The sequence below is a fragment of the Bifidobacteriaceae bacterium genome, from assembly GCA_031281585.1.
Lineage (GTDB): Bacteria > Actinomycetota > Actinomycetes > Actinomycetales > WQXJ01 > JAIRTF01.
Genome location: JAITFE010000148.1, coordinates 1 through 10,550 on the forward strand (window position 1 = coordinate 1; position 10,550 = coordinate 10,550).

The window sequence follows — 10,550 nt, forward strand, 5'->3', positions numbered from 1 at the left end:
ATCAACTCATTCGTGGGCGGTCTGCGGAGGCGCATAGCGGGCGGGCAGGCCGAATTGACATGTGGGCGGCGGCATCATAAGTATTTCCACGCAGAAATACCTATGAATCAAGCCAAACAGAAAAATAGCAGAGATTTCGGGCCGATCAATCCGAGCGTGGCCGCCTGCGGCATGGGGACTCGGGGGTGCCCGAGATTCGGGAGGCGTGTGCTAGAGTTGCCAGGCCAAAGACCGCTGGTTGGCCGGTGTCGTTTGATACGGGCCCGAAGCCGCTCAAAGAAGCGGACCTGCGCAGGTGAAACGAAAGACCTCAGGGTCCCGTGCGCCTGCGCTGGGGCCCTTTTTTGATGCCCGCGCCGCCGCCGGTTTCAGGCAGACCGAACACCGACAACCGAGGAGAGCCAATGGCGAGGCCGGACAAGGTCGCAGCAGTCGAGCAAATCCGCCAGCAAGTGACGGAGTCGCAAGCGGCGCTGCTGACGGAGTATCGCGGGCTGACCGTGGCGGAGCTGCGCGAGTTGCGCGGCGCCCTGCGGGCAGACGCCACCTACGCCGTGGTGAAGAACACGCTGACCAAGATCGCCTTGCGCGACGCTGGAGTCGAAGGGGTGGATGAGGTCCTGACCGGGCCGACCGCCATCGCCTATGTACACGGCGACGCGGTCACGGCGGCCAAGGTTCTGCGGGATTTCGCCAGGGCACACCACGCGCTGGTGGTCAAGGGCGGCATCATGGATGGCGCCGCGATGACCGCCGCTGACGTGACAAGACTCGCGGATCTCGACTCCCGCGAGGTCACGCTGGCCAAGCTGGCCGGCGTGGTCAAGGCGTCGCTTGTCCAAGCGGCGTATCTGTTCACCGCGTCCGCCAGCAAGGCGGTTCGCACCATCGACGCCCTGCGGGAAAAGCAGGAGTCAGCGGCCTGATCGGCCGAACCAACCACAAAAGTCCCAGGCCGATCACCGGCTGATTCGAGAAAGGCAGTACCAAAATGGCAAAGCTCACCATCGACGAGCTGATCGATCAATTCAAAGACCTGACGCTGATCGAACTCTCCGAGTTCGTCAAGAAGTTTGAAGAGGTCTTCGACGTGACCGCCGCCGCGCCGGCCGCCGTGGCCGTGGCGGCAGCGCCGAGCGCCGCCGAGGCGGAACCGGAAGAGGAGCAGACCGAATTCGACGTGGTCCTCGACTCCTTCGGCGAGAAGAAGATCCAGGTCATCAAGGAAGTCCGGGCTCTGACCTCACTGGGTCTGGGCGAGGCGAAGGCCCTGGTCGAAGCCGCTCCGAAGCCGATCCTGGAAAAGGTCAACAAGGAGACGGCGGACAAGGCAAAGGCCGCCCTTGAGGGCGCAGGCGCCACCGTCACGCTGAAGTAAGGTTTCCCGCCCCCCCGCGGGAAAGTTGGCCCGGTGCCGGTTGCAAGACCGGCGCCGGGCCTCTCATCTTTCCGGCCCCCTGAAGCGGCAGAAAACGGGGACGGTACCTTTTCCGGCCAGCCGGAAAAGGTACCGTCCCCGTTTTTCTCAGCTCTCGTAGTGGACTGCCGCCTCCTCGGCTGAGGCGCCTAGCCCGTCCAGGCCGTCGTCCTGGGCGAAGACATCGGCCACCCGCCCGGATTCGACGGCTTCGAGCCGACCCGTCCGCCTCGTGTCGACCAACTCCGCGTCGATGTCCCACACTTCTGGCTCCTCATCAGCCAAGCGCTCGTCCAGCGTCTCGTGGTCGCCTTCCTCCCAGAGGCGTTTGGCCGCCACAGGCTCGCGGTCCGGCGGGTCGTAGTCCGTGTCAAGCGGGTCCAGGTCCCCGGGTGTCAGAAGATCCTCGGGCGTGTCCTGGTACAGGTCGAAGGGCGGATCCTCGGGTGCGTCAGTGAAACGGTCCATGGCCTCAAGTCTTCACCACCGCCCGCAGTGTTCCAGCGCCAATACGTCCCGTCTCACCTCTTCAGTTCGACCAGGGCGACTTGACGGGCGTCAGCCGGACCAGAGCCGGTCCCGGCGCCGTCACCCGAGACGCCGGGCGATTGGGTGCACAGAAACAGTTTGGACGGGGAGGCGATCAGCCAAGTCGTGGCCCAATTGCCGTCCGGCCAGACGCCGGCGGTGTCCAGGGTCCACAGTCGCCTCAAACCGTCCGTCAGGCTCAGACCTGTGATAACCCCGGCGTTGTCCGCCACATAGGCGACCTTTGTTCCAACACCCATCAACCATTCGGCTTCCGCCAGGCTGTGGGAGGCCTTTTCCTCGCCCGAACGCCAATCCCGCGTGGTCAGCCGCTGAAAGTCGTGTGACACGGTGACGGCCACGCCGTTCGCTCCCCGTCTGAGCCCCTCACCCTTCGCGTACCACAATTGCCTGCCCGACTCGACGTTCGCGGCGACCACCCCGCCTTCGGTTTGGGCGCCCAGGTAGTCGAAAACCAGCGTGTCCCCGGCCACCAAGGCCACCAAGACTGAATCGTTGACGGCGAGTCCCTTCTCCCAAAGCTCCCGGCCAGTGGCCGGATCCACCCGGACCACCGTTCCCGGGCCGCCGCCCGTGAAAGCCGAACCAGCTTCAAGGCTGTGCCGCAACACCACGTCCTGGCTTCCTTCGGCGAGGTAATACATGGGCGCCCGGTCACCGCCTTCGGCGAGGTCCGCGCCGAAACCCACCGCCGTGCCCGTGCGGGCGTCAATGAAACCGTCACGGGCCAGGATCCACCATGTCCCGCTCACGGCGTTCGACAGGGCGAGCGTTGCGCTGGCGCCCGGAGCCCTCCAAAGCGGCTCGTTCAAGGCCGCCGGGTTGTATCCGACCAGTTCCCGGCTGGCGTCTTGCAAGACCGCCACGTCTTGCCTCAGCCCAACCAGCTCCGCGTCTGCGGCGGCTTGCCGCTGGGAAACGATTCGGCCCCGGCTGTCGACCGTCACAAGGAAGGCGGCGCCGGGTTCGCCGGTGCCCAAGGTCTGGCGGACTTGGACCAGCGCCAGCCCTTCGGCCACCTCGGCCTGGCTGGAGATTGACGCCGCCGAGCCCAGGCCGAGCGTCTCCGCCAACTCGATGCGCCACTTCTCCCGGTGCGTTGTCAGGTCCACGCCCACCAACGCTCCCGCGCCGCCGCCGTCTGACCTGGCCGTGGCCTCAAGGACGCCGGCACCCCATTCGTTCGTCCCGCTCACCAGGCCGGTGTTGTCGTCAAAGAAGCCGACGAAGTCGGTCTGGGCGAAGTCGCCGCCCATCACGTCCCGGGTGGAGACAACCTTGCCCAAAGCGGGGGTTTTGATGACGCTGGGCAGCCCTTGGCCAAGCCGTTCCGTCGCCGAATCTCGCAAGCCAAACCACCACACGGCACCGGCTGCCAGAGTCACCGCCGCGACCGCCGCCAGCACCGCCACAGCCTTTGTCTTCCCCGTCCGCCGGTCTCCGGACCGCCGGTCTCCGGACCGCCGCTCCCCAGACCGCCGCCGTTCGGACCTGCTCTCCCCGGACCGCCGCTCTCCGGGCGTTCGCCCTCCAGACCTGCTCTTCCCGGGCGGTCGCCCTCCAGACCTGGCCTCCCCGGAGTGGTCGGCCGACGACCCATTCCCAGCGCCGGTTCGGTGCCGCGAGCCGACGGGCTCCGGCCCTGGCGGGGACTCAACCACGAGGCCTCCTGCGGGACTCGTTCCAACTGGGGTCGCTGAGACTCTACCAGCGGCGGCCCATGCGCACCGGGGCGTCCCCGGCGTTCTATGCTCTAGGGCGTGCATCCCCCGCTTGACGCCGCGCGGCTCGCGGAGGCGCTGGTGGCGCAGGGGCCCTACGCGCGGGTCGAGGTGGTGGAACGGATCGACTCGACCAACGCGGAGCTTCTGCGCCGGGCCGCCACCCCGGCGGGACCGGCCCACATGACCGCGCTCCTGGCGGAACACCAAACCCAGGGGAGGGGCCGCCAGCACCCCGCCGAGCCGGCTCCCCGCGCATGGATCGCCCCTCCCAGAACGTCGCTGATCGCGTCTGTGCTGGTCAAGCCGCCTTTGGAGGCGGCCCCCCGGCGGACCATGCTGGGGCTGGTTTGGGCACTGGCGGCCGCAGAAACCCTTGACTTGCTGCTGCCGGGGCAGGCGGGCCTGAAATGGCCCAACGACCTGATGCTGGCGGGCCGGAAACTGGCGGGAGTGCTGGCCGGCGGGACGGGCGGGGGAGAGGTGGTGGTCGGCATCGGGCTCAATGTCCACCAAACGGAAGAGGAGCTGCCGGACGGCCGGGCGGGGTCGGTGGCGTTGGCGGGCGCGCCGGACGTGGACCGCACTTGGCTGGCGATCGCGGTCCTTAGCTCCGCCGCCACGTGGTACGAAAGGTGGGCTGATGGGGATCCCCGGCTGCTCGGGAGGGCCGGGGAACGGATGGCCGCGCTCGGACGGCTAACCCGGGTGGCGCTGCCGGACGGGCAGACCGTCGCAGGTCTGGCGGAGGGCCTTGAGGCGGACGGCTCGCTGCGCCTGCGCCTGCCCGACGGGTCCGCGCTGGCTGTCGGCGCGGGCGAGCTCGCTTAGCCGAGCGGCTCTGGGCCGGAAAGGGGGACTGGGTTTAAGGTGGTTGGTGTGCCGGATGACCGCCTGAAGAAGCTGGCTCGGGGCGAGTACTCGACCGCCGAGGACCGGGCGGAGGCGATCGCCGGGGCGCCGCGCACGTTGACGTTCGCGCAGGTTCAGGAGGCGACCGGGCTGGACTGGGAGGGCATAGCCTCCTTTTGGCGTTCCATGGGTTTGCCGTTGCCAGCCGAAGATGAGAAGGCGCTGACCTCGAAGGACATCGACGCGATCATCGCCGCCTATGAGGTGGTGGCCTACGGGGTCCTCGGGCGCCAGACGGAGACGCAACTGCTTCGGGCCGTTTCCCACACGGCGGAGCGTTTGGCGTGGTGGCAGATCGAGTCGTTGGTGGACGATGCCGCCGAACGGCATTCGTTGGACGCCGAGTCCGCGAGGTTGGTGGTTTTGGACAAGATTGCCGACATGGCCGACATTTTCGAGGAACAGATGGTTTACGCGTGGCGGTCGCATCTGGCGCGGATCATCAGACGGATGGGGGAGGCGGTCTCACAGCTCGGCCCAGAGGGAAGCGCCCCCACGCCGGAGGCTTTGCCGTTGCAGCGGGCGGTCGGGTTCGCTGACCTGGTTGGATACACGGCCATTTCGGCCAAGCTGGACGCCGCCGAACTGGATCTGCTGGTCCAGGCGTTCATGCGCTCATGCCGCGACATTGTGTCGCGGGGAGGCGGCCGGGTGGTCAAGGAACTCGGCGACGGGATCATGTTCGTGACGGATGAGCCCGGGCGGGCCGCGCTCATCGCGTTGGACCTGGCGGAGCAGATCGGGCGGGACAGCAGGACGCCGCCCGCCCGTGTTGGGCTTGTCTGGGGCCGGGTGCTGGGACGTTTCGGCGACGTGTTCGGGCCGTCGGTCAACCTCGCGTCGCGACTGACGGGCTTGGCCGCTCCGGGCGAGGTGCTGGTGGACGCGGTCACCACCGAGGCGTTGACGGGCCGGGTCGGCTTGGCGCTCGAGGCGCAAGGTCCGGCGGCCGTGCCGGGCATGGGGGAGGTTGTCCCCTACCGCCTGACCAGGGTCTGACGCGCTTCTGACCCTTGCCGTGGGCGGGGCTCAGCGTCCCGCCGGGGCGGGTGAGTTCGTCCTTCTAGAGCTGCACTATGTCATCCGCCAGGACGTTTCCCGTCAACGGCTCTCCCTGCGCGAGCGGAACCACTGTGGGATGTAGGGCGTGCTTCGTGGTGGTGATCCTGGCGGCCAACACGGTTTCGAGATTCTGGTTGCGCGAGTTGTTGCTCACGATCAGCCAGGGCTTTTCGCCGTTCCCGTTCGGCGGCGTCGTCAATGATCAGGCTGAGTCGCTTTGCCATGTGCACCGTTTACACCGCCATCGAGTGCATCTTGGAGTGGTCTTTTCGGGTGGAAACCGATCTGTTCTACTCCGACTCGAACCTTGCCGCCCTCAGGGAGTCGATCGGCACCCTCCAGCGGGGAGAGGGGACCGTCAGGACACTTGAAGAGTTTGAGGAAATGGGAAAGCAGGGGGTTAGGCGCGTCGGCGGGTTGGGGTGGGGCGACGTTGGGGCGTGTTGTGGGGGAAGGCCAGGCGGAGGCGTTCGGCGGCCACCGTCAGGCGGACCTGTTGGCCGCGGGCGGCGGTGATCCGGTCTTGTTCCATGCCGTCGCCGAAAACCACCAGCGATTCGGATTCGACCACCAAGCTGAGCGCCTCGCCGGGTCCCAGTGAGCCGGCGGTGAGCGAGGTGCCCGTGGCCGGGGACGGCCACGCCTCGCGCACAAACCAGGCCAGGCGTTCCTCGGCGGGGTCAGGCAGAACCATCTCCGGATGGCCGGGCGAGAGCGAAGCCAGCCAACCGGTGGCCCCTGTGCCGGTGCCGACCACCAGCCCGGAGGAAGACTGCGACTCGGCACGGCGATCGTCTTGCCAGGCGGGCCCAGACCTTTCCGAAGCGCCAGACGGTCCTGGGGGGCCGGACCGTCCCCGTGACTTGCCAGACTTCGAGCCGGTGCCGTCCGAACCATCCAAGAAGAGCCGGTAACGGGCTGATTGGTGCGAGTGGTGGCCCACAAAGATCTCATTCAGGGCGCGCAACGTCTGGCCGTCGTCCAACTCGGCCTGGACCTGGGTCAAAAGGCGCACGCCAACCCCGGCCACCTCCGGCGCCGGCCGCCCGGCCCCCGACACCTGACTCCCGCCTGCGCCTTTGGCCAGCCTCTCAATCAAGGCTTTCGCTTGAGCGGCCGTGAACGGGACCAGCACACCCGGGTTGCGGCCGGGCTCGGTGTTGACCCCTATCACCAGTTGGCCGTCAAGATACTTGGCGACATTGGCCACCAGCCCGTCTTGGCCCACAACGATCACCACGTCATTCGGCTCCGGCAAGAACCGGTCAAGGTCGTCGCGTTCAACCCGGGCCGTCGCCCAATCGTCTGGTACGGCGGCGGCGACTCCGGCGATGGCTGCTCCGACGGCATCGTGCACCTGGGCGGCGCGCGACAACGAACTGCCGCGTCGCTGCTGGATGAATTCGGCCTGACTGCGGGTGCCGTGCAGCTCAAGCTCCTTCGCCAACTCGGTGCGCCGGTGCACTATGACGGCGCGCTGCCTCACGACTTCGCCGTGCCCATGGCGGACGCCTCCAACGAGTCGGAGGCGTCCGCCGCGCCGCTCAACGTGCTCAAGGAGGCCAACGCCGCGCTCAGGATGTCCGGGGTGAGAGTCAAGGTCTTGACGGAGCCAAGCGCGCCCGCCGCCTCGCGCAACGCCAACGCCGCCAACAAGCCCTGGTCCACGCCCTGGTAAACGGCCAACGCGGAGGCTTCACGCGCGGCGGCCGCCTCGCCCAGGAGCCGAATCCGGCTGGCCTCGCTGTCAGTCTTGAGGCGCTGGCGTTCGGCCGCCCCCTGAGCCTGGACCAATGCCGCGGCGGCCTCTTCCTCCGCCTCGCGGCGCGCGTTCGCCCCCTGCTGCGCCACCAGGGCCTCGCGGCGGGTCGCCAATTCGATTTGGCTGGCCAACTCGTTTTCGGAGATGGTGCGCTCGCGTTCCACCGCCAAAGCCCGGCGCTCGTAGGTGGCGCGGTCCGCCTCCGTCTGGATTTGCTCCCGCAGAGGGGTCTGGAGGGCGCGTCCCACCTCCGGTTCCGGGTCGATCGACAGCACATGCAGGCCGAGGACCGCCAAGCCGGTGTCCGCGAGGCGCTCGTCGTTCCGCAGAGCCTCGGTGAGCAGTTCGCGCAGTTGCGCGATCCCGCCGCGCAGAGCCTCTGCCAGCGGGATTGTGGCGATGTGGTCGATCGAACGGCTCTCGGCGATTTGGGTGATGATGGTGCCCGCCTGCGTGCGCCCCGAGTCGCCGCCGGAGTACTCGGCAGGCGGGAAAACGCCGAACTCGAGGCGCTGCGAAGCCAGCACCGGATCCGCGAAACGGAATGTGACGTTGAGCCCTATGGTCACGTCCTGGTGGTCTGCGGTCGTGGCGTGGAACATGGCGGGCAATTCCTGGTCGGCCGTCGGCACAACCGAGATCGCCGAAGTGCCGGGCCTGAACCAAAACGCCGCGCCAATTCCTTGGTGGGTCAATTTGCCGCGTTTGAGGTGAACCACGTAATCGGTCGACGTGCCCAAAAAGTGGCGCAGCCACGGGTAGCGCTGGATGGTGCTCATGGTCTGGGGGCCTCCTCTTTGCCGGGGTATTCCAGCGACCGTACCGCAACATAGCCCTTGGTGGGTAGGGCGCGCGGTTGGGCGCTGGCTCTTGTCGTGTCACCTGCTCGCTGGATCCAGGCAGGCCAATTGCCGGAGCGGTCCCGTGCGGTTGTGGTTCTGAGGTTTACGACTGATGTGGGCGGTGCGGCCCCGTCTGGAACCTCACTCGAAGTCGGTGGCGCGAGACGTGGTTTCCCAAGCGGCGAGCTCGTCTTGTTGGCGCCCAAGCTCTTCGAGCATCCTGTCCACGGCGGAGTTGCCGAGCAAAAGTTGGTGCGGCGGGTTGGGCGCCGCAGCGGCGGCGATGATGGCCTGGGCGGCCTTGGCCGGGTCGCCGGCCTGGTTGCCGTCCATGTGGTCGTTCTCTTTGCGGCGGGTGCCCGCTGTGGCCGCATAGGCCTGGATCGGGACTGCCGGCTGCACCAGGGAACGGCCGGCGAAGTCGGTCCGGAACGGGCCCGGCTCCACGACCATCACCTTGATCCCCAACGGCTCGACTTCCAGGCGGAGACCGTAGGACAGGCCTTCGAGCGCATACTTGCTGGCCGAATAGAACCCCGAGCCGGGGTTGGACAGCCGGCCGCCGATCGACGACATGTTGACCACCAGACCGCTACCGCGTTCCCGGAAGGAGGGGAGCACCTGTTGGATCAAGTCGACGGCGCCGAAGAAGTTCGTGTCGAACATGGCTCGGATAGCTTCCGGCTCGCCCTCTTCGACAGCCGCCCGGTACCCGTAGCCGGCGTTGTTGACCAGCACGTCGATGCCGTCGAAGCGGGTCATGGCCGTCCGGGTGGCTGCCACCGCCTGGCCGTGGTCGCTCACATCCAGCGCCAGGGCCAACGCCCGGTCCCCGTGGCCGGCCACTATGTCTGCGACCGCCTCGGCCCGGCGCGCCGTCACCGCCGCGTTGAACCCATGTTCCAAGACAGCCTGGGCCAGCGCGCGCCCCAATCCAGTAGAACACCCCGTGATGAACCAGGTCGACATTGCTCCTCCTGCTCCCCGGATGGTTGGCGGGCCATCGCCGCAGCCAACCATACTCCCGTCCGAGACGCCTGACTCAGGTCCGGAAGCTGGCGGACCGCGCCAAACTAGCCGATTGGGAGGCGACTTCTTTGCTCCCGTGGTTCCGCGTCAGTGATCCCGGCTTGCAGACGCCGCAAGCTTGCGCGTTCTGACCATGCCTCCTTCTTCAAGCCGCGTCCCGCGTCAAGGCCGGTGTGCGGAGAATGCGCCGCACGGCCCTTCATACCCTGCGCCCCTGGCCTGCTGCCGTCCCCTACGGACGTTCGGTATTCGCGTCGTGTTCCGCTTGGAGTCGGTAGTCGACGACTCGGCGATGCGCTACCTCAAAAGCGCGCACGACCGCCTTTTCTGCGGCATCGGAATCGTGGGCAGCGACGGCTTCGGCTATCGGCCGGTTGGACTCCGCCCAGATGATCTGGTGAACGGACCGTCGAGTGGTAGCAATCGTGTAACGGATCTGCTCGACCATGGTGGACCACAGTATGAGGAGCCGGCTGTTGTCACTCATGTCCACGAGATGCTGGTGGAACGCGAGGTCTGTCTTCACGGACAGATAGAGTTCGTCCGTTTGCTGTGCCTGTTCCATCTCTTCGAGATGTTGGTAAAGCGTTGATATGTCATCATCTGTGGCGTTTTTAGCCGAGATCCGAGCTGCTATGCGCTCCAGCCCGCAGGTGACTTCGTGGAGTTCGTCGATATCGCGAGCTTCGAAACGCGCAACGCCCATTCTGCGCTTCGTTGCTTCACCAGGCGTGACCAAGCCGACTCTGGCAAGGTCTTGGAGGGCCGTCCTGATGGGCCCCCGGCTGAGTCCATACTCGTTCGCCAAGGTGGTTTCGCTGAGCGGCGCTCCAGGCTTCAAGGAGCCATCAATGATTCGATCCGCCAGGGATTGCCGAACGATCTGCCAGGGATTGAGGTACTCAAGCACGAGCCCATCAGGGTTGGCTCCGCTCTGCGTCATTCGCCCATGCTAATCCCACACGCATTGGCTTGTTGACCGGTGACTAGGGTGTGTCTCATAAGTCTCTGAGCAAGGTGATTGTGGCCGCCAAGACGATCCCGGCGCGGTAGTTGCGGGCGTGCTTGTCGTAGCGGGTGGCCACGGCCCCGGAACTCTTTGACCCGGTTGAAGAACCGCTCCACGACGTTGCGCCTCTTGTAAACCTCCGGGTCGAACGCCGGCGGGCGCCCTCCCCTAGAGCCTTTCGCCTTGCGTCGCGCTATCTGGTCCGCCTTCTCGGGGATCGTCGCCTTGATCTTCCCTCGCCTCAGCC

At 66.8% G+C, this 10,550-nt stretch carries 11 protein-coding genes and 1 pseudogene; 4 read left to right on the forward strand and 8 right to left on the reverse strand.

From position 1 onward, the window contains the following. Positions 1 to 404: 404 nt before the first annotated feature. Together rplJ and rplL are read left to right on the forward strand one after the other, a co-directional pair. A complete protein-coding gene (gene rplJ / locus LBC97_15520; protein ID MDR2567435.1) occupies positions 405 to 926 on the forward strand; it encodes a 50S ribosomal protein L10 in 522 nt (173 codons plus the stop codon). Positions 927 to 991: 65 nt separating this feature from the next. Then, on the forward strand, positions 992 to 1,378 hold the full coding sequence (gene rplL / locus LBC97_15525; protein MDR2567436.1) for a 50S ribosomal protein L7/L12: 387 nt from the start codon (positions 992 to 994) through the stop codon (positions 1,376 to 1,378). A 147-nt stretch (positions 1,379 to 1,525) separates the two neighbouring features. On the opposite strand, the gene LBC97_15530 is transcribed toward rplL, so the two are convergent. Beyond that, positions 1,526 to 1,885, reverse strand: a complete 360-nt coding sequence (locus LBC97_15530) for a DUF5709 domain-containing protein (GenBank protein MDR2567437.1) — start codon at positions 1,883 to 1,885, stop codon at positions 1,526 to 1,528. Positions 1,886 to 1,938: 53 nt separating this feature from the next. Then, positions 1,939 to 3,378, reverse strand: a complete 1,440-nt coding sequence (locus tag LBC97_15535; protein ID MDR2567438.1) for a PQQ-like beta-propeller repeat protein — start codon at positions 3,376 to 3,378, stop codon at positions 1,939 to 1,941. A 348-nt stretch (positions 3,379 to 3,726) separates the two neighbouring features. On the opposite strand from LBC97_15535, the gene LBC97_15540 reads away from it, so the two are divergent. Together LBC97_15540 and LBC97_15545 are read left to right on the forward strand one after the other, a co-directional pair. After that, the gene (locus tag LBC97_15540) at positions 3,727 to 4,518 is read left to right on the forward strand and encodes a biotin--[acetyl-CoA-carboxylase] ligase (protein MDR2567439.1); all 792 of its coding nucleotides are present in this window, start codon (positions 3,727 to 3,729) and stop codon (positions 4,516 to 4,518) included. Positions 4,519 to 4,566: 48 nt separating this feature from the next. Next, the gene (locus LBC97_15545; protein ID MDR2567440.1) at positions 4,567 to 5,598 is read left to right on the forward strand and encodes an adenylate/guanylate cyclase domain-containing protein; all 1,032 of its coding nucleotides are present in this window, start codon (positions 4,567 to 4,569) and stop codon (positions 5,596 to 5,598) included. A gap of 64 nt (positions 5,599 to 5,662) precedes the next feature. On the opposite strand, the gene LBC97_15550 is transcribed toward LBC97_15545, so the two are convergent. From LBC97_15550 to LBC97_15575, 6 genes and pseudogenes are all read right to left on the reverse strand, one after another. Continuing rightward, positions 5,663 to 5,860, reverse strand: a complete 198-nt coding sequence (locus LBC97_15550) for a type II toxin-antitoxin system PemK/MazF family toxin (protein ID MDR2567441.1) — start codon at positions 5,858 to 5,860, stop codon at positions 5,663 to 5,665. Between the two features lie 201 nt (positions 5,861 to 6,061). Next, entirely contained in the window at positions 6,062 to 7,147 is a 1,086-nt protein-coding gene (locus LBC97_15555) for a hypothetical protein (GenBank protein ID MDR2567442.1), read from the reverse strand. Next, a complete protein-coding gene (locus tag LBC97_15560) occupies positions 7,144 to 8,202 on the reverse strand; it encodes an SPFH domain-containing protein (GenBank protein ID MDR2567443.1) in 1,059 nt (352 codons plus the stop codon). Before LBC97_15560 ends, LBC97_15555 begins: the two co-directional genes overlap by 4 nt. A gap of 204 nt (positions 8,203 to 8,406) precedes the next feature. Further along, on the reverse strand, positions 8,407 to 9,234 hold the full coding sequence (locus tag LBC97_15565) for an SDR family NAD(P)-dependent oxidoreductase (protein MDR2567444.1): 828 nt from the start codon (positions 9,232 to 9,234) through the stop codon (positions 8,407 to 8,409). A gap of 292 nt (positions 9,235 to 9,526) precedes the next feature. Continuing rightward, entirely contained in the window at positions 9,527 to 10,237 is a 711-nt protein-coding gene (locus LBC97_15570) for a GntR family transcriptional regulator (GenBank protein MDR2567445.1), read from the reverse strand. Between the two features lie 55 nt (positions 10,238 to 10,292). After that, positions 10,293 to 10,550: pseudogene (locus LBC97_15575) on the reverse strand (transposase).